At 69.7% G+C, this 25,796-nt stretch carries 21 protein-coding genes; 15 read left to right on the plus strand and 6 right to left on the minus strand.

All coding sequences use genetic code 11. The features are described 5' to 3' along the window. Positions 1 to 5: 5 nt before the first annotated feature. Both BLR91_RS14965 and BLR91_RS14970 read right to left on the minus strand, forming a co-directional pair. Positions 6 to 1,172 carry an ROK family protein gene (locus tag BLR91_RS14965; RefSeq protein ID WP_089880746.1) on the minus strand — a complete coding sequence of 389 codons (1,167 nt, stop codon included), beginning with the start codon at positions 1,170 to 1,172 and terminating at the stop codon, positions 6 to 8. A 32-nt stretch (positions 1,173 to 1,204) separates the two neighbouring features. After that, entirely contained in the window at positions 1,205 to 3,607 is a 2,403-nt protein-coding gene (locus BLR91_RS14970) for a glycosyl hydrolase family 95 catalytic domain-containing protein (protein WP_089880742.1), read from the minus strand. A gap of 87 nt (positions 3,608 to 3,694) precedes the next feature. On the opposite strand from BLR91_RS14970, the gene BLR91_RS14975 reads away from it, so the two are divergent. From BLR91_RS14975 to BLR91_RS14985, 3 genes are all read left to right on the plus strand, one after another. After that, on the plus strand, positions 3,695 to 5,893 hold the full coding sequence (locus tag BLR91_RS14975; protein ID WP_089880739.1) for an alpha-galactosidase: 2,199 nt from the start codon (positions 3,695 to 3,697) through the stop codon (positions 5,891 to 5,893). A 92-nt stretch (positions 5,894 to 5,985) separates the two neighbouring features. Continuing rightward, the gene (locus BLR91_RS14980) at positions 5,986 to 8,577 is read left to right on the plus strand and encodes a X2-like carbohydrate binding domain-containing protein (RefSeq protein ID WP_089880736.1); all 2,592 of its coding nucleotides are present in this window, start codon (positions 5,986 to 5,988) and stop codon (positions 8,575 to 8,577) included. 55 nt (positions 8,578 to 8,632) lie between these two features. After that, complete coding sequence (locus BLR91_RS14985; protein WP_089880733.1) at positions 8,633 to 9,556, plus strand: acetylxylan esterase; 924 nt, start codon at positions 8,633 to 8,635, stop codon at positions 9,554 to 9,556. 12 nt (positions 9,557 to 9,568) lie between these two features. Here the strand turns inward: BLR91_RS14985 and BLR91_RS14990 are convergent, their stop codons facing one another. After that, complete coding sequence (locus BLR91_RS14990; protein WP_089880731.1) at positions 9,569 to 9,901, minus strand: L-rhamnose mutarotase; 333 nt, start codon at positions 9,899 to 9,901, stop codon at positions 9,569 to 9,571. Positions 9,902 to 9,987: 86 nt separating this feature from the next. Here BLR91_RS14990 and BLR91_RS14995 point away from each other — a divergent pair, with 86 nt between their 5' ends. Together BLR91_RS14995 and BLR91_RS15000 are read left to right on the plus strand one after the other, a co-directional pair. Then, entirely contained in the window at positions 9,988 to 10,839 is an 852-nt protein-coding gene (locus BLR91_RS14995) for a fumarylacetoacetate hydrolase family protein (protein ID WP_172823221.1), read from the plus strand. A 38-nt stretch (positions 10,840 to 10,877) separates the two neighbouring features. Further along, positions 10,878 to 11,624 carry an SDR family NAD(P)-dependent oxidoreductase gene (locus BLR91_RS15000; RefSeq protein WP_089880727.1) on the plus strand — a complete coding sequence of 249 codons (747 nt, stop codon included), beginning with the start codon at positions 10,878 to 10,880 and terminating at the stop codon, positions 11,622 to 11,624. A 27-nt stretch (positions 11,625 to 11,651) separates the two neighbouring features. Here BLR91_RS15000 and BLR91_RS15005 read toward each other — a convergent pair whose 3' ends face one another. Further along, on the minus strand, positions 11,652 to 12,389 hold the full coding sequence (locus BLR91_RS15005) for an SDR family oxidoreductase (RefSeq protein WP_089880723.1): 738 nt from the start codon (positions 12,387 to 12,389) through the stop codon (positions 11,652 to 11,654). Between the two features lie 183 nt (positions 12,390 to 12,572). On the opposite strand from BLR91_RS15005, the gene BLR91_RS15010 reads away from it, so the two are divergent. The 3 genes from BLR91_RS15010 (at position 12,573) to BLR91_RS15020 (ending at position 15,733) form a co-directional block, all read left to right on the plus strand. Next, a complete protein-coding gene (locus BLR91_RS15010; protein ID WP_089880720.1) occupies positions 12,573 to 13,655 on the plus strand; it encodes a 2,3-butanediol dehydrogenase in 1,083 nt (360 codons plus the stop codon). Positions 13,656 to 13,724: 69 nt separating this feature from the next. Beyond that, entirely contained in the window at positions 13,725 to 14,462 is a 738-nt protein-coding gene (locus BLR91_RS15015) for a FadR/GntR family transcriptional regulator (RefSeq protein WP_089880716.1), read from the plus strand. Further along, positions 14,456 to 15,733 carry an alpha-hydroxy acid oxidase gene (locus tag BLR91_RS15020; protein WP_089880713.1) on the plus strand — a complete coding sequence of 426 codons (1,278 nt, stop codon included), beginning with the start codon at positions 14,456 to 14,458 and terminating at the stop codon, positions 15,731 to 15,733. Before BLR91_RS15015 ends, BLR91_RS15020 begins: the two co-directional genes overlap by 7 nt. A gap of 158 nt (positions 15,734 to 15,891) precedes the next feature. On the opposite strand, the gene BLR91_RS15025 is transcribed toward BLR91_RS15020, so the two are convergent. Further along, complete coding sequence (locus BLR91_RS15025; RefSeq protein ID WP_089880708.1) at positions 15,892 to 16,725, minus strand: amidohydrolase family protein; 834 nt, start codon at positions 16,723 to 16,725, stop codon at positions 15,892 to 15,894. 3 nt (positions 16,726 to 16,728) lie between these two features. After that, positions 16,729 to 18,087: an alpha-L-fucosidase gene (locus tag BLR91_RS15030; RefSeq protein ID WP_231919005.1), complete on the minus strand. Its 1,359-nt coding sequence runs from the start codon at positions 18,085 to 18,087 to the stop codon at positions 16,729 to 16,731. 131 nt (positions 18,088 to 18,218) lie between these two features. Between BLR91_RS15030 and BLR91_RS15035 the strand changes: the two genes are divergently transcribed. The 7 genes from BLR91_RS15035 (at position 18,219) to BLR91_RS15065 (ending at position 25,796) form a co-directional block, all read left to right on the plus strand. Next, positions 18,219 to 19,583: an alpha-L-fucosidase gene (locus tag BLR91_RS15035; protein ID WP_089880701.1), complete on the plus strand. Its 1,365-nt coding sequence runs from the start codon at positions 18,219 to 18,221 to the stop codon at positions 19,581 to 19,583. Positions 19,584 to 19,775: 192 nt separating this feature from the next. Further along, entirely contained in the window at positions 19,776 to 21,023 is a 1,248-nt protein-coding gene (locus BLR91_RS15040; protein ID WP_231371104.1) for an ABC transporter substrate-binding protein, read from the plus strand. A gap of 3 nt (positions 21,024 to 21,026) precedes the next feature. Then, positions 21,027 to 22,013, plus strand: a complete 987-nt coding sequence (locus BLR91_RS15045) for a carbohydrate ABC transporter permease (RefSeq protein WP_018189701.1) — start codon at positions 21,027 to 21,029, stop codon at positions 22,011 to 22,013. Next, positions 22,003 to 22,899, plus strand: coding sequence for a carbohydrate ABC transporter permease (locus tag BLR91_RS15050; protein WP_018189700.1), 897 nt, complete (start codon positions 22,003 to 22,005; stop codon positions 22,897 to 22,899). Before BLR91_RS15045 ends, BLR91_RS15050 begins: the two co-directional genes overlap by 11 nt. A 32-nt stretch (positions 22,900 to 22,931) precedes the next feature. After that, on the plus strand, positions 22,932 to 24,056 hold the full coding sequence (locus BLR91_RS15055) for a mandelate racemase/muconate lactonizing enzyme family protein (protein WP_089880697.1): 1,125 nt from the start codon (positions 22,932 to 22,934) through the stop codon (positions 24,054 to 24,056). Then, positions 24,056 to 25,033 (plus strand): aldo/keto reductase, encoded by a 978-nt coding sequence (locus tag BLR91_RS15060; protein WP_020075691.1) that lies wholly within the window; start codon positions 24,056 to 24,058, stop codon positions 25,031 to 25,033. The genes BLR91_RS15055 and BLR91_RS15060 overlap by 1 nt, the downstream gene beginning before the upstream one ends. Before the next feature lie 55 nt (positions 25,034 to 25,088). Beyond that, positions 25,089 to 25,796, plus strand: a complete 708-nt coding sequence (locus BLR91_RS15065; protein ID WP_018189697.1) for a GntR family transcriptional regulator — start codon at positions 25,089 to 25,091, stop codon at positions 25,794 to 25,796.

Genomic DNA, 25,796 nt, shown 5'->3' on the forward strand with positions numbered 1-25,796 from the left:
GCGCGTCACACGACGAGGGAGCGGATGGCCGAGGCGGCCGCGCCACGCGCCCAGTCCTCGAAGGTGTGCGGCCTCACGACGATGCGGCAGCGGCCGGCGGACTCGAACACGTGCTCGGCATAGGCAGCGCGAAGACGCTCCTCGAAGAGCCCGAACTCGACGACGCCCTCGCCGCCGATGATGACGAGCTCCGGTCCGACCATGTTGACCAGGCTGGCGATCGCCAGTCCGATGACGGCACCGGCCTCGCCGAACGCTTCGACGGCCGCCCGATCCCCCGCGTGCGCCAGCGCGACGGCCTCCTCCACCGTGACGGGCCGGCCGTGGGCCGCGGAGACCGCCGCGACGATCGCGCTGGTCGCGGCGACCGCCTCGACGCAGCCGCGACGCCCGCAGGCGCAGACGCGGTCGGGCGACGTCAGCGGCAGGTGGCCGATCTCGCCCGCGACCCCGTAAGCGCCCTCCACGACCTCGCCGTTCAGGTGGAGTCCGCTGCCGATGCCGCGCCCGATCGTGACGATGGCGAACGAGCGCGTGCCGAGCCCGACGCCGAACCAGTGCTCGCCGATCGTCAGCGCTCGCACGTCGTTGTCCACCACGATCTCGGCGTCGAGGTGCTCGCGCAGCGCGGCGGCGAGCTCCACACCGTGCCAGCCCATGATGGCCGAGTCGCGGACGATGCCGGTCGCCGTGTCCACGTCGCCCGACACCGAGACGCCGATGGAGGCGACGCTCGACCGGAGGTCGCCGAGCGGCTCCTGCAGGCGGGCGCACATTCGGACGATGGCGTCCACCACCGCGACCGGATCGTGCGACGCCAGCTCCACGCGATCGGAGGCGATGATCCTCGTGGTCAGATCGGTCGCCACGCCGATGAGCTCATCGACGTTCACCTTGATCCCGAGCGCGATGACGGAGTCCGGGACCACCGCGACCGGGTTCGCGGGCCGGCCCGGCAAGCCGGTGGGCGTGACGCCGAGCGAATCGTCGACGAGACCGGCGGCCAGCAGTGGCGTCACCGCCTTGGTGACCGCGGCCTGCGACAGGCCGGTGAGCCGGGCGACGTCGATCCGGCTGATCGGGCTGCGGGTGAGGATGGTGGTGAAGACACGGGTCGCCGCCTCCGATGACGATCCGAGCAGCGCTGTCCGCGCTCGCAGCTCGTCGTTCATGGGGTGCTCTCTCCGGTCGGGGTGCTTCCACCTTACGGAGTGGGTACGGGGAGCCGGGGCTCGCCCTGGAGGACGTGCTCGCCTCCGGCCTCCAGCCGGACGACGACTTCGGTGCCGTCATACCGGAGACGGACGGTGCGCGGCGCGTCGTGGGGGTTGCGGATGACGGCCGTCGTCAGCCGCCCTCCCGTCCACTCGAGGTCGACGCGGAGCGCCCCGCGGGCACCGAGCCCCGTGACCCGCCCGTCGGGCCACTCGGCGGGCAGCGCTGGCAGCAGATGGATGACTCCCCCGTGACTCTGCAGGAGCAATTCGGCGATGCCCGCCGGGAACCCGAGGTTGCCGTCGATCTGGAACGGGGGATGCGTGCTGAACAGGTTGGGGAGGAGTCCGCCCCACTCCGAGCCGTCGACCGGCCCGTGCCGGCGGGCGTCGCCGTCGTACGGCGTCAGAGCCTGCTGCAGGAGCTCGTAGGCGGCGTCGCCGTCCCCGAGTCGCGCACGGAGTGCGATCTTCCACGCCCAGGACCACCCCATCGCACCCGGCCCCCTCGCGTCGAGGAACCGGCGAGCCGCGTCCGCGAGCTCCGGGGTGCCCTCGGGCGTGATGAGGTCGAGCGGGTAGAGGCCGACCATCGGAGACATGTGCCGATGCCCGGGTTCGTGGTCGGCCACCTCCTCGGACCATTCCTGCAGCCTCCCGTCGCTGCCGATCGGCGGCTCCGGGATGACGGCGAGCGCCGCCTCCAGCTCCCGCCGGAGTGGGTCGCCTTCGCCGAGCACGTCGAGCGTGTCCAGGCAGCGCTGGAAGAGGGAGCGGATGAGTTCGAGGTCCATCGTCGCCGTGAGGCCCAGGGAGCGCGGGCTCCCGTCGGCGTCCCGGTAGGAGTTCTCCGGCGAGGTCGACGGAGCGAGGTATGCGCGGCCGTCCGGCCCGACCTGGACCCAGTCGAGGCAGAACTCCGCCGCGCCGCGCAGCAGCGGCCAGATCCGCTCGCGCAGCAGCGCGTCGTCCGCGCTGAACTCGTAGTGATCCCAGAGGGAGTGGGTGAGCCACGCTCCGCCCATCATCCAGATCGCCCAGCTCGGCGCGCCATGACCCATGCCGACGGGAAGTGCCCAACCCCAGAGGTCGCTGTTGTGGTGGGCGACCCAGCCGCGGCAGCCGTACAGCTCGCGCGCGACGTCACGACCGTTTGCGGCCAGACGCTCGACGAGCGAGATCAGGGGCTCGGCGTGGTCGATCACCCCGAGCGGTCCGGCCGCCCAGTAGTTCATCTCGGTGTTGATGTTGATCGTGTAGTTCGACGACCAGGCCGGACGGAGCTCGCCGTTCCAGATGCCTTGCAGGTTCGCCGCCGGTCCGCCCGGACGCGACGACGACGTGAGCAGGTAGCGTCCGTACTCGGCCGCTATGGTCGCCCGCAGCCCGTCGTCGCCGCCCCGCAGGATGTCGGCCTCGACATCCCACCGGCCCTCGCGACGCCCGCCGATCGCGAACCGCGCCGGTGCAGGACGACGCGATACGTCGTCCTGCGCGCCCGCGTCCTCGGCGATGGCGCTGAGGGCACGGGCACCGGCGCGGTCCCGGATCGTCTCACGGGAGACGGTCCGCCACTCGTCGTCCGCGCCGGCCCACCACGACTCAGCGCGGGTCGACGACGAGAGGGCGATCGACAGCCGACGGGCATGACGCACGATGAGGTCGCCATCGGCGGACTCGGTCGTGCCGTCGCTCCGCACCGCGAGGGTCGCGGTGGCGAAGCCGTCGTAGTCTGCGTCGTCCTGCTCCGCGTAGCGCAACGGAGGGACGACGGACTGTTCGTGGAGGGGCGCTCCGTCGATCGGAACAGCGAGATCGAGCGTCAGCATCCCGTCCGCCGAGGTGCGCGCGAGCTCGCGGAGCGGCGTGCGAAGGGAGATGCGCACCTCAGGGAGCGGCTCGGAGGAACGGAGGGAGACCAGGAGGGTCCGCGACGCAATGCGCGACACCCGCTCGACGCGCGCTCCCCCGACCTGCAGCGCCTCCTCGACGATCCCGCGGTCGAGATCGAGCACGCGCGCGGGTTCGCCGTCGACCGGCGTCGCGCCCGGCAGTCCGACCGTGAGGTCCACGAAAGGGAGGAACTCCTGGCTGTAGCGCCCCTCGAAGGTGAGCAGCAGCTCCTCCGCGCGATCGAGGTCGCCTGCGGCGAGCGCCTCACGCACCTCGTGGAGGCGCTCCGGCCCCGCGCCTCCTGCGAGCACGCGACGCAGCTCGTCCGCCGCCGTCTCCGGAGTGCCGGACCACACGGTCGCGTCGTTGACCTGGTAGCGGCCCTCGGACCCGCCGAAGACCATCGCACCGAGGGAGCCGTCGCCGATGGGGATGGCCTCCTCCCACTGGTCGGCGGGACGGCTCCAGGCGAGCTGGAGAGTATCGGTGGAGATCGTCATCGGTCTTCCTTCTCGGGGTTGCACTCGACACACTAGGCATGGTTAATTGACACTGTCAAGTAACCGGAAACCTCCGAGGAGTCCTTCATGCTCGACGGCTACGGCGCCGTTCTGAGCCTGCGAGCCGCAGGCACGTCACTCGTCATCGATGCGGCGGGTCGAGTGCCTCGCGTGCTGCACTGGGGCGCGGATCTCGGCCCCATCGACGACGCCGGCGCCGAGGCGTTGCGGGCGACCGCCGGACCGGCTCTGCTCAACAACTCACCCGACGTCCCGCGCACCTTCAGCCTGCTGCCGACCGAGTTCGAGGGATGGGCGGGGACACCGGCGCAGGAGGGTCACGCCTCCGGAACCGCCACGACCCCGCGCCCGCGGACAGTGGCCGTGCGGTACCGGACGGACGACGACCAGGGTGGGACGATCGAGATCGAGCTGGTCGACGAGATCACCGCCCTGCGGACGACGATGACCCTGGCGCTCGACCGCTTCGGCGTGCTCTCGGTGGACACGACTCTGGTCCGGGATGCCGCCCTGGGCGATGCGGGCATCCCGTACACCCTCGACGCCCTGCGTGTGATGCTGCCCGTGCCGGAGCGCGCGGTGGACATCCTCGACTTCACCGGCAAGTGGTGTCGTGAGCGCGCACCCCAGCGCGGTCCGCTGTTCTACGGCAGCCACGTGCGCCGCGCACGCAGGGGCAAGCCCGGCCACGATGCGCCGTTCCTGGTCGTCGCCGGCACGGAGGACCTCGGCTTCGGCCGCGGCGAGGCCTGGGCGACGCATCTCGCGTGGAGCGGCGACGGCGAGTACGTCGTCGAGCGGCTGACGGAGGGCGCCGGTGCGTTCTCGTCGGTCCTGGGTGTCGGGGAGGGGCTGCGGCCCGGTGAGATCGTGCTCGCCGACGGCGACCGGTACACCGCTCCCACAGCTCTGTTCGTGTGGTCGGCGAACGGCCTGGACGGCCTGGCCGATCGGCTGCACCGCCGGCTGCGCGCGCGGCCGTCGCATCCACGATCCCCGCGTCCGCTCACCCTGAACTCGTGGGAAGCCGTCTACTTCGACCACGACCTCGCCCACCTGACCGCTCTGGTGGAGCGCGCGGCCCGGGTCGGCGTCGAGCGCGTCGTCCTCGACGACGGCTGGTTCCACGGCCGCCGTGCCGCCGACGCCGGGCTCGGCGACTGGTTCGTCGACCGCACCGTGTGGCCGGACGGCCTCGGGCCGCTCGTCGACCTGGTCCGGTCGCACGGCATGCAGTTCGGGATCTGGTTCGAACCCGAGATGGTGAACCTCGACTCCGACCTCGCGCGGGAGCACCCCGACTGGGTGCTCGGCCCGCGCCAGGGGCTCGGCGCGACCTCCCGCGCGCAGTACGTGCTCGACCTGACCCGCCCCGACGCGTACTCCCATGTCCTCGAGCAGATCAGCGCGATCATCGAGGAGTACGCCGTCGACTACATCAAGTGGGACCACAACCGCGATCTGTCCGAAGCCGTCAGCAGTTCGCCCGGTGTCGACCGGCCGGCCGTCCACGAGCAGACGCTCGCGCTCTACCGGATGCTCGACACCCTCCGTGCCCGCCACCCGCGCCTCGAGATCGAGACGTGCTCGGGAGGCGGCGGCCGGGTCGATCTCGGCATCCTGGAACGGACCGACCGCGTCTGGGCTTCCGACTGCAACGACCCCGTCGAGCGCCTGCAGATCGAGCGCTGGACGCGCATGCTCCTCCCGCCGGAACTCATCGGCTCGCACCTCGGCGCCGAGCGGTCGCACACCACGTCCCGCCGGACGGACCTGTCGTTCCGGCTCATCGTCGCCCTCACCGCCCACGCCGGCATCGAGTGGGACCTTCAGGAGGCGGACGACGACGAGCTGGACCGGATCGCCCGCTGGGCGGAGGTCTATCGCGAGCTCCGGGGACTGATCCACTCCGGCCGAATCGTCAACGCCGACCTGGCGGACGACGCGACCGCGCTCACCGGGATCGTCGCCCAGGACGGGTCGCGAGCGCTCTACACCTGGGCGCGGCTCGTGACCTCGGCTCCCGGCCAGTCCGGCCGGGTCCGATTCCCCGGGCTCGACCCCGATGCCCGCTACACGGTGCGCGTCCGCGACGAGTTCGGTCCGGCAAGCCGGCACCAGGGAGCCGATCCGTCCTGGATCACCGCCGCCCTCGAGCCGGGCGGCGTCGACCTCCCCGGCTCGGTCCTCGCCGATGCCGGCGTCCCCCTGCCCACCCTCAACCCGCAACAGGCGATGCTCTTCGACCTCGTCCGGCTGGCCTGAGCCACCGGACGCCGGTCTGACCCAGACGGCCCACCGCACCGAACACCCCTCGCGCACCGACGCGCGCGGGGCTCTTCAGAGAGGAAGAACGCATGACACGCATGACGCGTGCACGACGGAGCCTGCGTGCTCTGGTCGTGACGGTCGCGGCCCTGGGGATCGTGGCCGCCGCCGCCGCCCCTGCCGGCGCGACGCCGACGCCGGAACCGACGGCGACAGCCACACCATCCACGACACCGACCGGGACGCCGGCGCCCACCGCGTCGCCGACCGCGACGGGCACACCGACCCCCACATCCACTGAGAGTCCGAAGAAGGAGACTCCGACGGGCGCTCCGACGTCGACGACGCCCGGGGTGCCGACCCCCATCCCTCCCGCTACCGCCGCCGTGGACCCGTGGGCGGTCACGCCCTACATGGGGTGGAGCAGCTACAGCATGCAGGTCTACTCGGGCAACGGGAAGTGGATCACCGCCGACCAGCTCATCGCCCAGTCGGATGCCATGCACGCCAAGCTGCAGAAGGCCGGCTACGACTACATCAACGTCGACGCCGGCTGGAGCGACGGCGTCGACGCCAACGGCCGGCCGACTCCCAGCGCGACGCTCTACCCGCAGGGGCTGAAGAAGGTCATCGACCACGTTCACGCGAACGACCAGAAGTTCGGCGTGTACCTGATCCCCGGCATCGGACCGGACGTCTACAACAAGGCGTACCCGATCGCCGGCGCACCGGGATGCACCACGCACGACATCGCGAAGCAGCCGCTGACGCAGGCGGACTACTGGAAGATCGGCTACGCCATCGACTTCTCGAACCCGTGCTCCCAGAAGTACATCGACTCGATCGCAGACCAGCTCGCCGCGTGGGGCGTGAACTTCGTCAAGTTCGACAGCGTCACCCCCGGCTCCGGCATCAGCGACGGCTCGGTGGACGCGCGTGACGACGTCGCCGCCTGGTCGAAGGCCCTCAAGAAGCACAACATCTGGTTCGAGCTGTCCTGGGCGCTCGACATCAACTACGCCGACTACTGGAAGCAGTACGCGAACGGCTGGCGTGTCGAGTGGGACGTCGAGTGCTACTGCGGCAACGAAGCGCTCACCCAGTGGGACAACATCGCCCGGCTCTTCCCCCGCGCCGCGGACTGGTGGCGTCACGCCGGACCGGGCGGGTGGAACGACTTCGACTCGCTCGACGTCGGCAACGGGAAGATGGACGGCCTGACGCCGGACGAGCGCCGCACCGCCACCACGCTGTGGGCGGTCTCCGCCGCGCCGATGTACACAGGCAACGACCTCACCAAGCTCGACCAGCTGGGCGTCGATCTGCTCACCAACCCGGAGGTCGTCGGCGTCGACCAGGCTGGCGTCCCGGCACGTCCGGTCTCGACGACGACGAAGCAGCAGGTCTGGTACGCGTTGAACAAGGACGGCAGCTACACGGTCGCGCTGTTCAACCTGGGCCGGGCCGAGTCCGACATCACCGCGAAGTGGTCCGACATCGGCCTGACCGGGTCGGCGACGGTCCGCGACCTGTGGGCGCGCAAGAACATCGGCCGCGCTGACGGCTCGTTCACGGCGACGGATGTGCCGATCCACGGCGTCCGGCTGCTCAAGGTCACGCCCGACAAGGGCGCGACGGTCACGGTCAACGACGACGCCCAGGGCTTCTCGTACGGCGGCGACTGGACGCGCAACGGGGGTGCCGAAGTCGCCGCGACCTCGCAGCCGCTGACCGTGAACGTCACCGACACCGGCACGCCGGCACCGCCGACGTCGACCGGGCCGAGCCGCACCACGAGCATCAACGACACCGACCCCGGCATCGCGTACTCCGGTCAGTGGGGGTACAGCAACGGGCGCAACTTCGGCGACTACCAGGACGACGTGCACTATGCGGAGCATCCCGGCAGCGACTCGTTCTCGTACACCTTCATCGGCACCGGGATCTCGTACCTCACCGAGCTCGACTCCTCGGAGGGTGAAGCGGACGTGTACATCGACGGGCAGTTCGTGAAGACGATCAGCGCCAACATCCCGAGCGCCTCCCACACGGCGCAGCAGACGGTGTTCACGACGAACGACCTCACCGACGGGAAGCACACGCTCCGGGTGGTGATGAAGTCGGGGCAGTTCATGCTGCTCGACCGGCTCGACGTCATCCAGCCGAGCCTGATCGACCCGTCCAGCGTGTCGTTCGACACGAAGGCACCGGCGCCGGCGACCTTCTCGGTGCTGCGCGACCCGGACGAGTTCACCGGGATCACCGCGAACGGCACGGCGCTGAAGAAGGGCTCCGACTACACCGTGTCCGGGTCGACGGTCACGCTGCAGCCGTCGTACCTCGCGACGCTGCCCGTCGGGGCGACGACCCTCAACGTGGGCTTCCGCGGCGACTACCTCGATGACGTCCACGCCACGACGGCGACCGGAGCTTCGGTGTCGTACACGTTCACCGGCACCGGGGTCGACTGGCTCGCGCCGACGGCTCCCGACCAGGGCATCGTCGACGTCTACCTGGACGGCAAGCTGGTGAAGCGGGTCGACACCCACAGCGACACCCGCCGCACCCAGCAGAAGGTGTTCAGCGTCTCGGGACTCCGGAACGGGAAGCACACCATCATGGCGGTGAAGGAGTCGGGTGCGGTGATGCGCGCCGACGCCCTCCGCTACTCCGTCCGCTGATCCGTCGGGTGGGCCGGGAGCACCTCCCGGCCCACCCTCTCCGAAAGGCCTCCGCATGTCCGGCTCCGACTCCGACGCCCTCCTGGGGACCGCCCCGCTCCCCACCCCCGACGACTACGACGCCTATTGGGCGAGCGCTCTCGACGACGCCGCGCGGCATCCGCTCGCCGTCCAGTTGGAGCCGGTGGACACGGGCCTCACCGCGGTCGACGTGTTCGACATCTCGTTCGCGGGGGCGGACGGGCGGCGGGTGAGCGGATGGCTTCGGCTACCGCGGCACCGCGAGGGACGGCTCCCGGGCGTCGTGCACTTCAACGGCTACGGCGCCGGACGACTCGACCCGATCGACGACCTCACATGGCCGGTCGCGGGCTTCGCACAGCTGGTCATGAACACGCACGGCCAGGGCGGCGGCAGCACCGGGCACCTGCTCGACGGGATCGAGGACCCGAACCGCTTCTATTACCGTGGGGTGTTCGTGGATGCGGCTCGCGCCGTGGACGCGCTGCGCTCGCTGGACGAGGTGGACGGCGATCGGATCGCGGCGATCGGGAACAGCCAGGGCGGCGGGATCGCCCTCGGCGTCGGAGCCCTCCGGCCCGAGCTCTCCGCCGTTCTGGCGCAGGCGCCCTTCCTCACGGACGCACCACAGGGCATCCGGCTGGCGCGCAACGGGCCGTGGCTGGAGCTGCGCGCGTACCTGACGGAGCATCCCGACCGGGCCGATGCGGTGGCGCGGACGCTGGCGTACGTGGACGGAGTCACGTCGGCCCGGCACGCGTCGGCACCGGGATGGATCAGCGACGGCCTCGACGACGACATCTGCCCGCCGGAGACCGCCCGCGCGGCAGCGGAGGCCTACGCCGCCTCGGTGACGCTGCGCGAGTGGCCGGGCGCCGGGCACGAGGCGGGGGCCACTGGCGACCGGCGCGGTGCGCTCGCGGTCCTTCGCGATCGTCTGCGGCTCGTGGATGCCTGAGGACGCACCGCCTCAGGCATCGACGCGCTGGGCCGCCAGACTCCACACCTGCGGCAGCACCATCCCCTCGGCGCCAGGGCCCGACATGGCGAAGTGGTCGACGTGCTGGTTGATCGACTCCTGCCAGCGCTGGTTGGCGGGGTCGTCGTCCAGCGCGCGCATCGCCGCAGCGAAGTCGTCGCAGTCGACCACATGGAACAGGTCGCGCCCGCTGCGCCAGATCTGCCAGTCGTGGATTCCGAGCCGTTCGAACGACGCGACGAGGTCGTCCGGGATGGCGGCGTGCGCAACGTCGTAGGCCGTTTCGTGACCGTCGCGGATGATGGAGTGAAGCGCGACGCGCATCCCGGTGCTCCTTTGCGTCCGAAGTTTGAATTCCTATAGGAAATAGTAATAGTCTCGATGCCGGAAGGCGAGCGAAAGGACCCTCGATGCGATTCATGCGACTCGGCGAGCCGGGAGCGGAGATCCCCGTCGTCACCGACGGAACCACCACGTGGGACCTGCGCCCCCTCACCACCGACATCGACGGTGCCTTCCTCGCCGACGACGGCCTGACGCGGGCCGAGGCCGCCGCAGGCGCGGGGGACCTCCCCGAGCTCGACCCGGCCGGACTCCGCATCGGCGCTCCCATCGCCCGCCCCCAAGCCGTCATCTGCATCGGCATGAACTACGCGGCGCACGCCCGCGAGTCCGGCTCCGAGCCGCCCACCGACATCGTCGTCTTCTACAAGCACCCCAACACCGTCGTCGGGCCGAACGACGACATCCTGCTCCCGCCCGGCTCCACGACCACCGACTGGGAGGTCGAACTCGCCGTGGTCATCGGCAAGCGCGCCCGCTACCTCGACTCCCCCGAGCAGGCCATCGACCACATCGCCGGCTTCGCGGTCGCCAACGACGTGTCCGAGCGCGAGTACCAGCTGCAGCGCTCCCTCGGTCAGTGGAGCAAGGGCAAGAGCTTCGAGACCTTCAACCCGCTGGGCCCGTGGCTTGTCCCCGCCGCCGAGGTCGGCGACGGCAGCGGGCTCGGCATCCGTTCGCGCGTCAACGGCGAATCGCGCCAGGACTCGAACACCAGCGACCTCATCTTCAACGTCGCCGAGATCGTCTACCGGCTCAGCCGGTTCACCGTGCTCCAACCGGGCGACCTCATCAACACGGGCACCCCCGAGGGGGTCGGCCTCTCCGGTCGCTTCCCGTACCTCGCCGCCGGCGACGAGGTCGAGGTCGAAGTCGACGGCCTGGGCGCGCAGCGTTCGACTGTGCGGCCGGCGCTCTGACCGCATCCATCACCCACCCTCACTGCAAGGAGACAAGGATGTCGCACTTCGATGGCCTGGTGGCCGCCGTCACCGGCGGTGCGTCCGGGCTCGGCCGGGCGATCACCGACGAGCTGGCCGCCCAGGGAGCGCGCGTGTTCGCGCTCGACCTCGACCCGGACGCCGTGAGCGCCCCGCACACCGGCATCCGCTGCGACATCGGGGACGACGCCAGCGTGCGGGAGGCCATCGCGGCGGTCGTTGCCACGGCCGGGCGGCTCGATGTCGTCATCGCGAACGCCGGGATCGGCGCGCAGGGCGACATCGAGGCGAACGACGACGGCGAGTGGATGCGCGTGCTCAACGTCAACGTGATCGGCTCGGCCCGCACCATCCGGCACGCGATGCCGCACCTCAAGGAGTCGCCATCGCCCGCCGTCGTGCTCACCAGCTCCATCGCCGCCTGGGCCGGCCTGCCACAGCGGGTCCTGTACTCCGCATCCAAGGGCGCCATCTCGGCCATGACCCTGGCGATCGCCGCCGACTGCCTGCCGCTGGGCATCCGCGTCAACGCCGTCGCCCCCGGAACCGCTGACACCCCGTGGGTCGGCCGCCTGCTCGACTCCGCCGCCGACCCGGATGCGGAGCGCGCGGCGCTCGAGGCGCGCCAGCCGAGCGGACGCCTGGTGCAGCCGCAGGAGGTCGCGGAGGCGGTCGCGTACCTCGCGTCGCCGACGTCCGGGTCGAGCAACGGCGTCATCCTGCCGGTCGACGGCGGGATGTACTCGCTGCGGCCGCGGAGGTAGCCCGGTGGTTGCGGGGCGGCCGGCCCCTCACACGCCCTGCGGAATGTGCGAGGTCAGGCCGCCGTCGATGACGAATTCCGACCCGGTCGAGTACGACGACTCATCGCTGGCCAGGTAGAGGACCAGGTTCGACACCTCGTCGGGTGTCGCCGCCCGGCCCAGGGGGATCTGCAGCTGCTTCGCGTCGATTCCCGTCGTCATCGGCGTCTCGATCAACCCCGGATGCACGGAATTGACCCGGATGCCCGCCGCAGCGAGCTCGACGGCTGCCGACTTCGTCAACCCGCGCACACCGAACTTCGCCGCCACGTAGCCGTGTAGACCGGGGCTTCCCTGCAACCCCTCGACCGAGGAGATGTTGACGATGCTGGCGCGCCCGCTGGCCGCCAACGCGGGCACCGCGGCGCGCATGCCATAGAAGACTCCGCTGAGGTTGATGGCGATGATCGTCGACCACATGTCGTCGGTGAACTCGTGCAGGGCAGCACCGTTGGCGATGCCGGCGTTGTTGACCAGGATGTCCAGCGAGCCGAAGGTGGAGGTCGCGTGCGCGACCGCCTTGTCCCATTCCTCCGGTCTCGTCACGTCCAGGTGGACGAACGTCGCCTGCGCACCCAGTTCCTCCGCCAAGGCCTGCCCCTCCGCGTCGAGGAGGTCGGCGATCACGACCTTCGCGCCTTCACGTCCCAGTGCTCGGCAGTGCGATGCTCCCATCCCCCGTGCGCCGCCACTGACCAAAGCAACCTTGCCGTCGACTCTTCCCACGCTCAACTCCTTCTTCTATGAACCCCCAGCCTCGGCCCTCCCAGCTCACGCGGACAAGGTCCAAAGTCCCGACCGATGCTGCCCGCAGGGATCGCTACGGGACGTTCGACCCTGGAAAGGCGGGAACCGGCCTCGCACCCTGGAACCACGAGCACACCGGTCACCAACCTAAGGAGCACGAGTATGCGCGCAGCGCGCTGGCACGGTCAGAAAGACATCAGGATCGACGACGTCCCCGAGCAGTCCCTGGAACCGGGCACGGTCGGGATCGACGTGGCGTGGTGCGGGATCTGCGGAACCGATCTGCACGAATATCTGGAAGGACCGATCTTCATCCCGCCGGCCGGACATCCACATCCGCTGTCGGGTGAAGCGGCGCCTGTGACGCTGGGCCACGAGTTCTCCGGGGTCGTGACGGCGCTCGGAGACGGCGTCGACGACCTCGCCATCGGCGATCACGTGGTGGTCGAGCCCTACATCATCCGCGATGACGTCCCGGTCGACGGCGACGCCGAATACCAGCTCACTCCGGACATGAACTTCATCGGGCTGGCAGGACGTGGCGGCGGGCTCTCCGAGCACATCGTGGTGGAGCGACGCTGGGTGCACCCCGTCGGGCCCGACCTGCCCCTCGACCAGGCGGCACTGATCGAGCCGCTCTCGGTGGGACATCACGCCTTCGTGCGTTCCGGCGCAACGGCGGGTCAGGTCGCACTCATCGGCGGGGCCGGGCCGATCGGCCTGCTCACCGCAGCGGTCTGCAAAGCGTACGGGCTCACGGTGATCGTCACCGAGCTCTCCGAGGCCAGGAAGGCGAAAGCGTCGGAGACGGGCGTCGCCGACCACGTTCTGGATCCGTCGGCCGTGAACGTCGCGGACCGTGTCCGCGAACTCACCGGTGGATCGGGCGCCGATGTGGCCTTCGAGTGCTCGAGCGTCAATGCCGTCCTGGACACCCTGCTCGACGCGGTGAGGCCGACAGGAGTCGTGGTGAACGTCTCGATCTGGGGACATCCGGCGAGCGTCGACATGCAGAAGCTCGTACTGAAGGAGATCGACCTCCGCGGCACCATCGCCTACGCGCACGACCACGCGCGAGTGATCGAGCTGGTGCAGCAGGGCCGGATCGACCTCGCACCCTTCATCACGGGCCGGATCGGACTCGACGACCTCGTTGAGGGAGGCTTCGAGCAACTGATCCACCACAACGAGAACCACGTCAAGATCCTCGTCTCCCCCGGTCCGATCGCGCACGGACGACCATGAGTCGTTAGGCAGCCGCAGACCGTGATGGTAGTGTGGTCGGACCACATGGTCCGACCACACGGAGGTGCGATGAGCGCGGAGCCGCGCGCCTGGGAGGGAGTGCTCGCCCATATCGAGGCGGGACTCGTGGAGGGCGACCTTCATCCCGGCGACCACCTGCCGGCAGAGCGCACACTCGCCGCCGAGCTGGGCGTCGCTCGGTCCAGCGTCCGCGAGGCGATCCGGGTGCTCGAGGCGATGGGCCTCGTCCGGACGCAGACCGGGTCCGGTCCGACCGCCGGCGCGGTGATCGTGGCGCTTCCTGTCGGCGGGATGCAAGCGCTGATGCGGTTACAGGTCGCGGCCAGCGGATTCCCGGTCGCCGACGTGGTGAGCACCCGTCTGATCCTGGAGACGGCCGTCGCCGCCGAGCTGGCGGAGCGCGCCGAGGCGGTCGACCTGGAATCCGCCGAGCACCTGCTGGATGCGATGGACGACGTCTCCCTCGCCCGCGAGGAGTTCCTCGCCCTCGACGCGCAGTTCCACCTTCAGCTCGCGGAGGAATCGGGCAATGTCGTCGTCGCCGCGATGATGGCCGGGTTGCGCACCTCCATCGAGAGCTATGTGCTCGCCGCCGCATCGGGTCTCACCGACTGGGACGGGATGGCCGCGCGCCTGCGCGCCGAGCATCGCGCCGTCGTCGCCGCCATCGCATCGGGCGACGCGTCGACGGCCCGCCACCGCATCCACGACCACATCAGCGGCTACTACCGCGACGCCGCGCTGACCGCCCCCATCCGCGAACCCCATCAGGAGCCTTCATGGTGAACCGTCAATTTCCGAAGCCCGTCGAGCTGCTGGAGCTCATGCGCTTCAAGAAGCCGGAGCTGGACCTGAAGAAGCGGCGCCTGGAGTCGGCGTTGACGATCGAGGACCTGGCGCGGATCGCTCGGCGGCGGACGCCTCGCGCGGCGTTCGACTACACCGAGGGTGCGGCCGAGGGCGAACTGTCGTTGGCCAGGGCCAGGCAGGCGTTCCAGGACGTGGAGTTCCACCCCTCGATCCTGCGGGACGTGTCCACGGTGGATACGTCGTGCCGGATTTGGGGTGGCCCGTCGGCGTTGCCGTTCGGGATCGCCCCGACCGGGTTCACCCGCCTGATGCAGACCGAGGGCGAGACCGCCGGTGCCGGCGCTGCCGGGGCGGCGGGGATCCCGTTCACCCTGTCCACGCTGGGGACCACGTCGATCGAGAACGTGAAGGCGGCGAACCCGCACGGCCGGAATTGGTTCCAGTTGTATGTGATGCGGCAACGCGAGATCAGTTACGGGCTGGTGGAGCGGGCAGCGCAGGCGGGGTTCGACACCCTGTTCTTCACCGTCGACACCCCGATCGCCGGGGCGCGGTTGCGGGATAAGCGCAACGGGTTCTCCATCCCACCCCAGCTCACCCTCGGCACCGTCGTGAACGCGATCCCACGGCCGTGGTGGTGGTACGACTTCCTCACCACCCCGAAACTGGAGTTTGCGTCGTTGTCGTCCACCGGTGGGACGGTCGGGGATCTGTTGAATGCGGCGATGGACCCGTCGATCAACTACGACGACCTGAAGATCATCCGGGACATGTGGCCCGGGAAACTCGTGATCAAAGGCGTGCAAACCCTCGAGGACGCTCGCACCCTGGTCGACCATGGGGTGGATGGGATCGTGCTCTCCAACCACGGCGGCCGCCAACTCGACCGCGCCCCCATCCCGTTCCACCTGCTCCCGTCCGTCGTGCGCGAGGTGGGTCGGCACACCGAGGTCGCGATCGACACCGGCATCATGAACGGCGCCGACATCATCGCCGCCCACGCATTGGGGGCCAAGTTCACGTTGATCGGACGCGCGTACCTGTACGGGCTCATGGCCGGCGGCCGGGAGGGTGTCGACCGCACCATCCAGATCCTCACCGACCAACTCATCCGCACCATGAAACTCCTCCAAGTGAACTCGCTGGCCGAACTCGGCCCCCACCACGTCACCCAACTCACGCGCCTGCAGCCCCTCCGCCGCACCGCCCCCGCCCTCTCCCCCGTCCGGGAAGACGCCGACGCCTGACCCCGTCGCAAGATTTGCGCCAAATCGCGGTAATGCGGCGCCCATTGCCGCGATTTGGCGCAAATCTCACACGCAGCGATGGGGACAGGACGCCCACATTCGTGCCGAATGTGCGCTTTGCGCGCCGCATTCCGCACATTCGGCACGAATCTCGCGGGTCAGGGGAGGCGGTAGGCGCGAGCCGCCGTGCCGGCGAGCACCTCGTCGCGCTCGGCGGGGGTCAGCGGCTCGAGGAGGGCGCGCGCGGTGGCCATGGTCTCGGCGTAGGGCGTCGCGAGGGTCGAGACCGGCCAGTCCCCGCCGTAGAGGAGGCGCGACGGGCCGAATGCGGCGAGCGCACGATCGACGTACGGACGCAGGTCCGCCGCCGACGCCCGCCCGGCCGGACCGAGGGTCGTCAGGCCGGACAGCTTCGCGAAGACGTTCGGGCGGCGCGCCAACGAGTCCATCAGCCTCCCCCAGTCACCGGGCTCCGCGCCGACCGGCGGGGTTCCGAGGTGGTCGATGACGAGCCGCAGCTCCGGCAGCTTGTCGGCGAGCGCGACCGCATGCTCCAGGTGCCGCGGCAGCACCCCGATCACGTCGAACGTCAGCCCTCGGGAGGCGAGCACACCGAGCGACCGGCGCACCGGCTCCTGCGCCAGCCAGTCCGGGTCGGGTTCGTCGTGGATGAGGTGCCGGATGCCCACAAGCGGCCCCGCTTCCGCCCAGCGGTCCAGCTGCTCTCCGACCCGGTCGGGGTGGAGCAGATCGACCCACGCGACCACTCCGGCGACCAGTGGCGACTCGGCAGCGACGGCGAACATCGCCGCGGAGTCCTCGATCGTGCTCGCCGCCTGGACGAGCACGACCCCGTCCACCCCGGCCTCCCGCAGCTGAGGTTCCGCCTCGGCGAGCGTGAAGGTCCGGTTGATCGGGGCGACCGCGTCGGACAGCCACGAGTAGGTCCCGTGCTCCAGGTCCCACAGGTGCAGGTGCGCGTCGACCGCCATGGCTCAGACCAGGTCGAAGCGGACGAGGGCCGGCCCGGCGACCGCAGGCTCCGGGAGGGTCAGGGCGATCGCGTCGCCGTCCCGCGTGGCGGCGACCGGCGTGCCGTCCGCGAGCCGCGCGCTGCCCGCATCCACGGCGGACGACACACCCTCGAGGCGCACCGAGCCCGTCGCCTCGACGAACGCGTTCGCGACCGAGTCGGACCCGACGCCCTCACCGCCGCGCGTCCAGCGCACCCACGGCTCCCCCGACGGACGGGCGACGGATGCGTCCAACACCTGCGAGCCGAACACGGCGTCCCCGTTGACCGCGTTCCACGCGGCCAGGTGCTCCAGCGTCCGGCGCTGCAGATCGGGTACGGTCCCGCGCGCGGTCAGGCCGACGTTGAGCAGCAGGTTCCCGCCGCGCGAGACGATGTCGACGAAGGTCTTCACCGCACCCGGGCCGCTCAGCATGTGCCGTTCGTCCTCGAGCATGTTGTGGCCGAAGGAGTAGCCGATCCCGCGGCAGTTCTCCCAGGCGCCGGTGCCCTCGACATTGGTGCCGTTCTGGTACTCGCTGGTGCGGAAGTCCCAGTGCGTCTCGCCCCAGCGGTCGTTCGAGACGCCGTCGGGGGCGGCGGCGTAGAACTTCTCGAACAGCCGCTCCATGCTGTGCGGACCGCTGGGCTTGCCCGCATCCGGCCACTCGATGTCGCCCCAAAGCACATCCGGACGGTACCGGTCGATGAGGTCGGCGACGTGTTCGTACGCGTACTCGGCGTAGCCGGCGTCGACGGGGCGGCGGAAGGCCTGGCCGTCGTCGGTGATCGGCTCCAGCTCCGAGTAGTGCCAGTCGAGGCCGCCGGAGTAGTAGACGCCGAATCGCAGGCCGGCCGCACGTGTCGCCTGCTCGAAGGCGCCGACGAGATCGCGGCGCGGTCCGCGGGCGACGGTGTTGCGGCCGTCGGTGCCGGGCGCATCCCACAGGGTCACGCCGTCGTGGTGCTTCGTCGTCGGCACGAAGTAGCGGGCGCCGGTGCTCTTGACGAGGGCGATGAACGCCTCCGGGTCGAAGTCGACCGGGTCCCACTGGTCGATGAAGTCGTCGTAAGGCGCTCCGCCGTACACGTCCCGCTGGTGCTCGGCGGCCGGGCTGCCGGGGATGCGGATGGTGTTGTAATACCACTCGGCGTACGGGTTGTGCGCGAACCAGTACCCCTTCTCGATCGTGCCCAGCTCACCGATCGGCTCGGCCCACGCGGGCACCGAGTACGGCCCCCAGTGCACGAAGATCCCCAGCTTGGCGTCGGTGAACCACTGCGGCACCTCGCGCTCGAACCGGCGGTAGTTCTCCGGGCGGACGGGATCGTCTGTGAACATGGCCACGGGTGGTCTCCTTCGTCGTCGAATGGATGCGCCGGAGCGATTGTGGGATGCGTCCGGAATCCATATCCTATAGGCAATAGCATCCGTGTTCAACGATGCGATCCCCCACTCGAAGGAGAGTTCCCGTGACCACCGCGCTCGACGCACCCCCCGCCTCGTTCGTCCGGCCCACCGACTTCCGCCTGCCCGGAGGCGAGTGGTTCATCGGTGCGGGCTTCGGCCTGTTCGTGCACTGGGACCACGCCAGCCAGCAGGGGATCGAGATCTCCTGGCCGCTGGTCGGTCGTTCCATCATCCCCGGTTCCGACGGCGTCGAGGACACCGTCACCGTCGACGAGTACCAGTCCACTGCGGCGACCTTCAACCCGGTCGAGTGGGATGCGGTCGCTCTGGCCCGGCTCGCGAAGCGCGCGGGCGCCCGCTACGTCGTCTTCACTGCCCGCCACCACGCGGGCTACGCCATGTTCCACACCGAGCAGTCCGATTTCGGCATCGAGCACTCCCCCTTCGGGCGCGACATCACGCGCGAGTTCGTCGAGGCGATCCGCGCGGAGGGCATCCGGGTCGGGATCTACTACAGCCTCCCGGACTGGAACCACCCGGACTACCCCGCCTTCCGCATGGAGGACCGGCCGTACGCTCTCGAGCACTGGCCGGCCGCCGGCGACCCGGCCAACGCCGGAACACCGGTCGCCGACGACCGGCACCGCCGCGCGACGCCCGAGCAGTGGCAGCGCTACCAGGAGTACCTGCGCGGCCAGCTCACCGAGCTGCTCACCCGTTACGGCACCATCGACCTGCTCTGGTTCGACGGCGAGTGGGAGCGGTCGGAGCAGGAGTGGGACAGCGCGGGCCTGCGCGCTCTGATCAAGTCCCTGCAGCCGGATGTCGTCATCAACGACCGCCTGCTCGGCCAGGGCGACTACAAGACGCCCGAGCAGGGCTTCCCCGTCACCGCGCCCGACGGGCCGTGGGAGCTGTGCATGACCATCGGCCAGATGTGGGCGTGGCGGCCGGGCGACACCAAGAGCAAGAGCACCACCTCGCTGATCACGACGTTGATCGAGGTGGCGTCGCGCGGCGGCAACCTCCTGCTGAACATCGGGCCGAAGGGCGACGGCAGCCTCAACGAGTCGCAGGTGCGCACCCTGGAGGAGATCGGCGAGTGGATGGACGTGCACGCCGAGAGCGTCGTGGACGTCTCCCCCACCGTCGGCGTGGACTTCTACGGTCCGTCCACCGCCCGGCCGGGGACCCTGTACCTGCACCTGGTGATGCGTCCGATCGAGGAGGTCGTCGTGCGCGGCATCCCCGTCGGCCGGGTCACGGGGGTCCGCCTGCTGGCCACGGGCGAGGAGCTTCCGTACGACGTGAACCTGGAGGTGCACGAGCAGCCGGCGCCCGGGGTCGACCCGCTGGGCGAGCTGCACATCCCCGCGCCGGCAGCATCGGGCGCGGTCGTCGATGTCATCGCGATCGATTTCGCGTAGACCGGGCCGACCTCTTGACCGCCGACCGGGTCCGATCTAAGCTCCGCATGAGGCCTATATCGTAGACCCTATAGGATTGTGAACCACCCGACGGAGCGAGGACGCCCCGGACGATCCGCACGAAGACAGTACGACAGGCACCACCAACGCAAGGCGATCACCTGGATGAATCCAATGGAGGAGGCACAGCACGTGACACCACGAAGCAAGCGCAGGGCGGCCAGGATCGGCACCGCCGTCCTGCTGACCGGAGCACTCACCGCACTGGCCGGCTGCGCCGGCGGCAGCGGGGGCGACGCCAAGGGCGGCCCGATCAGCATGTACACCTGGGTCAGCAGTCAGAGCGACCGCGACCAGTGGGAAGGCTTCATCGATCTCGGCAAGAAGGTCGACCCCGACCTCGATGTCACGATCGAAGGCCCGAGCTTCAACGACTACTGGACCAAGGTCAAGACCCGCCTCAGCGGCTCCAACCCGCCGTGCCTGCTCACCACCCAGGCCGCGCGGGCTCAGGAGCTCTCGGGGCTGCTCATGCCGCTGAACGACCTGATCAAGAAGAACAAGCTCGACACTTCGAAGTTCGACGAGTCGATGCTCAAGGGCATGACCGTGGACGGCACGATCCGCGCGATCCCCTACGACGCCGAGCCGATCGTCCTCTACTACAACGCGGACAACTTCGCGAAGGCGGGCCTGCAGCTCCCGAGCACCACCTACACACGGGAGCAGTTCCTGGCCGACGCGAAGAAGCTGACGACGGGCGACCACAAGGCGCTCGCGATCTCCCCCGGCTTCTTCATCCCGAACGCCTGGGCCATCGCCGACGGCGCGGAGGCCGTGAAGGACTCCAAGCTCGACCTCACCAACTCCAAGCTGGTCGACCAGGTGCAGTCCTACTTCGACCTGGTCGGCAAGGAGGGCATCGCGAAGGCGCCCGAGGCCGCGGACGGCTCCGACGTCTCCCAGTCGGCGTTCACCAGCGGCGCCGTCGACATGCTGATCGAGGGCCCGTGGATGTACGGCACCTTCGCCGACGCCGCCAAGTTCAAGATGGGCGTGACGATCGTTCCGAGCACCTCTGGTGAGGCGCACGGCATGACGGCCGGCTCCGGCTTCGGCATCGCGAAGAACTGCAAGAACCCGGACGCGGCCTTCAAGGCGATCGTCGCGATGACCGACACCAGCGTCCTGAAGGGTCAGGCGGAGAAGCGCGGCATCGTGCCCTCCCGAGCCGACGCCCAGTCGGCCTGGGCCGAGGGCAAGTCGCCGGAGGCGTACGCCGCGGTGCAGGCTCTGCTGAAGAACGCGACGGCGCAGATCACCACCCCCACCTGGAACCAGGTGGAGACCCTGTTCACCCAGTACGGCGTCGAGGGGTACCGGGGTGACAAGACGGCCAAGGACGTGCTGAGCACGATCCAGAAGTCGGTCGGGCAGTAGCGCATGACCTCCCCCCTGGTCACGGGTGCCGTCGTCTCCGAGGAGACGGCGGCACCCGCCGCGCCCCCGACCCGCCCGTTCGGCGTGCCGCATCCCACCCCTCCCCGCCGGGGCGGCCGCAAGCGCCGCGGGGACGGCCTGGTCGCCCTCGCCTACCTGTGGCCGGGACTCGCCGGCTTCACGTTCTTCATCGTCGTCCCGCTGCTCGGGTCGCTCGTCATCAGCCTGTTCGAGTGGCCGCTGTTCGGCTCCCCCACGTTCATCGGGCTGGCGAACTACCAGAAGCTGTTCAGCGACCCGACGTTCTACACGGTGCTGATCAACACGGTGATCTTCGCCTTCGTCTACACGGCCCTGAACCTGGCCGTCGCCCTGGCGGTCTCGCTGTGGCTCAACACCCGCATCAAGTTCGCCGGATTCTGGCGCGTCATCTTCTTCCTGCCGGCCATCACCCCGATGGTCGCGAACGCCCTGGTCTGGCGGCTGCTCCTCAGCGACGACGGCCTGGTGAACTCGGCGCTCGCCGGCATCGGCATCGACGGTCCCAGCTGGCTCTCCGACTCCCGCTTCGCCCTGGCGTCCGTCATCGCCATGTCGGTCTGGCAGTCGTTCGGCTACAACGTGATCGTGCTCTCGGCCGGTCTCGGCGGCATCCCGAAGGAGATCCTCGAGGCCTCCCGGATGGACGGAACGAACGCCTGGCAGCGGCTGCGGTCGATCATCCTGCCGATGATCTCGCCGTCGCTGTTCTTCACCATGACGATGACGATGATCGGCGCGTTCCAGGTCTTCGTGCAGCCGCAGATTCTGACCCAGGGCGGACCCGGTGAGTCGACGAACACCTTCGTGCTCTACCTGTACCGCAACGGCTTCGTCTTCGACCGGCTCGGCTATGCGTCGGCTCTGGCGTGGATGCTGTTCATCGTCGTCATGATCATCACCGCCCTGCAGTTCGCGGGACAGAAGAGGTGGGTCAACTATGACAAGTGACACGCTCGAACGCGCCGGCACTCGCACGAACGGCCGCCGGCACGGGCTCCGGCCGGCTCAGCGCGTCGTCGTGACGAAGACCTGGCTCAACACGCTGCTGATGGCCATCGTCGCGCTGCTGTTCACCTTCCCCTTCATCTGGATGTTCTTCTCGGCCCTCAAGCCGGAGTCCGAGGTGTTCTCGCCCCACCCGACCTTCATCGGGTCCGAGGTGAAGTGGTCGAACTTCGTGGATGCGTGGACCCTGGTGCCGTTCGGCCGGTTCATCTTCAACGGCTTCTTCGTCTCGATCTGCGGCGCTCTGCTCTCCGTCATCGTGGCGGTGCTGTCGGCGTACGCGTTCTCGCGCCTCCGCTTCAAGTACCGCGACCGCATCTTCCTGCTCTACGTGCTCACGCTGGTGCTCCCGCAGGAGGTGCTGGTCGTCCCGCTGTTCATCATGATGAACCAGCTCGGGCTCGTCGACACGTACACGGCCCTGATCATCCCGTTCGCGTTCACCGCGTTCGGCACGTTCCTGCTCCGCCAGTTCTTCCTGACGATCCCGATCGAGTTCGAGGAGGCGGCGCTGATCGACGGCGCCTCGCGCTTCCGCACCCTGTGGTCGGTGCTGCTCCCTCAGCTCACCGCCCCGCTGTCGGTGCTGGGCGTCTTCTCGTTCGTCGGCTACTACAACTCCTACCTGTGGCCGCTGATCATCATCAACAGCCAGGAGCTCGCGACCGTGCCGCTCGGGCTCTCCATGTTCACCGGGGAGCACGGCACCCAGTGGAGCCTGATGATGGCCGCATCCACCATCGCGATCATCCCCTCGCTGATCATCGTCGCGCTGCTGCAGCGCCAGCTGATCAAGGGCGTCGCCCTCGGCGGCTTCGGCGGCCGCTGACCTCCCCGTCCCTCACCAGAAAGCAGACACCCATGAGCCTCGCCCCGCCCGCCGCCCTCACCGCCGTCGACGGCACGATCGTCAGCGCCGAGGCCTGGCTGAGCGACCTGGAGGTGGAGACGGTCCGCACGGATGCGGTGCAGTCGTTCCTGAAGCAGGAGACCATCTTCGTCCGATTGCGCACGGTCGGCGGGGTCGAGGGTATCGGCTACAGCTACACGATCGGGACCGGCGGCGCCGCCGTCCTCAGCCTCCTGCGCGAGACCCTGCTCGACGTGGTGGTCGGGATGGACGTGAACCGTCCGGAGGACGTCTGGCGCGCGCTGTTCTCTACCACCCGGGCGACGACCGTCGGCCTGATCACCTCGCTCGCGCTCGCCGCCGTCGACACCGCGGTGTGGGATGCGCGCTGCAAGGCGGCGGGCCTGCCGCTCTGGGTGGCGGCGGGAGGAGCGCAGCCGCGCATCCCGCTGTACGACACCGAGGGGGGCTGGCTGCACTTCAGCACGGACGAGCTGGTCGCGCAGGCGGTCGAGTCGCAGCGGCGCGGGCTCGGCGGCGTGAAGATCAAGGTCGGCAAGCCGCGCGCGCACGAGGACTTCGAGCGGTTGAGCGCCGTCCGCGAGGCCGTCGGGGACAGGATGGACATCATGGTGGATGCGAACCAGTCCTTAACGGCGGCCGAGGCCATCCGCCGCGCTGCCCTGTTCGAGAAGCTCGACATCTTCTGGTTCGAGGAGCCCCTCCCCGCGGAGGACGTCGCCGGGCACCGCCGGCTCGCCGAGTCGACCAGCGTCCCGGTCGCGGTCGGCGAGTCGATCTACTCGGTCGGCCACTTCCGCGAGTACCTGCAGTCGGGGGCCGCCTCCATCGTCCAGGTCGATGTCGCCCGCGTCGGCGGCATCACGCCGTGGCTGAAGGTCGCGCACCTCGCGGAGGCGTTCAACGTGGCGGTGGCCCCGCACTTCCTGATGGAGCTGCACGTGTCGCTGTGCTGCGCGGTGCCCAACGCGCTCTATCTGGAGCACATCCCCCAGCTGCGCGCCGTGACCCGCACCGAGATGGCGATCCGCGACGGTCACGGTCTCGCGCCGTCGCAGCCGGGCCTCGGCATCGAGTGGGACCTGGACGCCGTCGACGACCTGCGGGTCGCCTGATGGGCCCGAAGCGCGCGTTCGGGCGGGGCGGGCTGTCGGTGGGTCCGATCGGCTACGGCGCCGCCGCCCTCGGCAACCTCTACAGCGCACGGCCTGAAGACGAGTGGCCGCGCATCGTCCCCGCCGCCTGGGAGGCGGGCGTCCGCTACTACGACACGGCGCCGCACTACGGTCTGGGGCTCGCCGAGGAGCGTCTGGGCGAGAGCCTGCGCGCCTTCCCGCGCGACGAGTACGTGCTCTCGACCAAGGTGGGCCGCGTCCTCGATCCCAACCCCGACTACCGGCCAGGAGACACCGACATCGCGAACCTGTTCGACGTGCCCGCGACCCTGCGGCGCCGCTTCGACTACTCGCGTGACGGCGTGCTCCGCTCGGTGGAGGACTCCCTGAGGCGCCTCGGTGTCGACCGCATCGACGTGCTGTTCGTCCACGACCCGGACGATCACGAGCGGGAAGCACTGGAGGGCGCCTTCCCGGCGCTCGACGAGCTCCGGTCGCAGGGCGTCATCCGCTCGTACGGGGCCGGGATGAATCAGACCGCCATGCTCACCCGTTTCGTCCGCGAGACGGACCTCGACATCGTGATGTGCGCGAACCGGTACACACTGCTCGACCCCTCCGCCGAGGAGGAGTTGCTGCCGGCGGCGCAGGAGCGAGGAGTGTCGGTCGCCGTCGCGGCGGTCTTCAACTCCGGCATCCTCGCCACCGACCGGCCCGCGGCCGACGCGACCTTCGTCTACGGCACGGCGTCGCCTGAGCTGATCGCGCGGGTGAACCGCATCGCCGACATCGCCGAGCGTCACGGCGTCACGGTGCCTCAGCTGGCGGTGCAGTTCCCGCTGCGGCATCCCGCGGTCTCGACCGTGGTGCTGGGGGCGGACACCCCGGCCCAGATGGAACGGAACGCCCTGCTGTCCACTCCCCCGGTGCCCGAGGCGGTATGGGGGGAGCTGCGGGAGGAGGGGCTGTTGCCGTGAAGATCCTGCATCCTCTATCCTCTCGGTTCTTCGGACGCCGACCTAGGATGTGCACATGACGATCCAATCGGGGGAACACTTCCTGCCGGCGCGGCGGGCGCTGGCCGATGACGTGTACGACGCCGTCCTCGGCCTGTTGATGGACCAGGTGATCGAGCCGGGCAGCCGCGCCAGCATCGACGGCATCGCCCGCCAGCTCAACGTCTCTCCCACCCCGGTCCGGGAGGCGCTCGCGCGCCTAGAGTCGGAGGGCCTGGTCGTCAAGAAGGCCCTGAAGGGCTACACCGCGGCGCCCCTGCTCGACAGCGACGGACTGCGTCAGCTGTTCGAGATGCGGCGGCTGCTGGAGCCGTACGCGACCCGCAACGCGGCGGGCGAGCTGGATGCGGACACGCTGAAGCAGCTGGAGGACCTCTGCGACGCCATGCACCGCAGCGGCCAGGCAGCACAGACCGGCGGCGACCGCTTCAAGGACTACAAGGACTTCGCCAACCAGGACGCCGAGTTCCACCGCATCATCGCCGAGCACTCGGGCAACGCCCTGCTGGCCGACGCGATCGGCCGCCTCCGCTCGCACATGCACCAGTACCGCATCTACTTCAAGCACGGCGTCGTGGACGAGACATCGGGAGAGCACGAGGCCGTCCTCGAGGCGCTGCGCAGCGGCAAGCCCGCCTCGGCCGAGAAGGCGATGCTCGACCACATCACCAAGTCGTACGCCCGCATCTCCGCGAGCCTCGCCGAGGCCGAGAAGGCCGGCTAG

The sequence above is a fragment of the Leifsonia sp. 466MF genome, from assembly GCF_900100265.1.
Classification (GTDB): domain Bacteria; phylum Actinomycetota; class Actinomycetes; order Actinomycetales; family Microbacteriaceae; genus Leifsonia.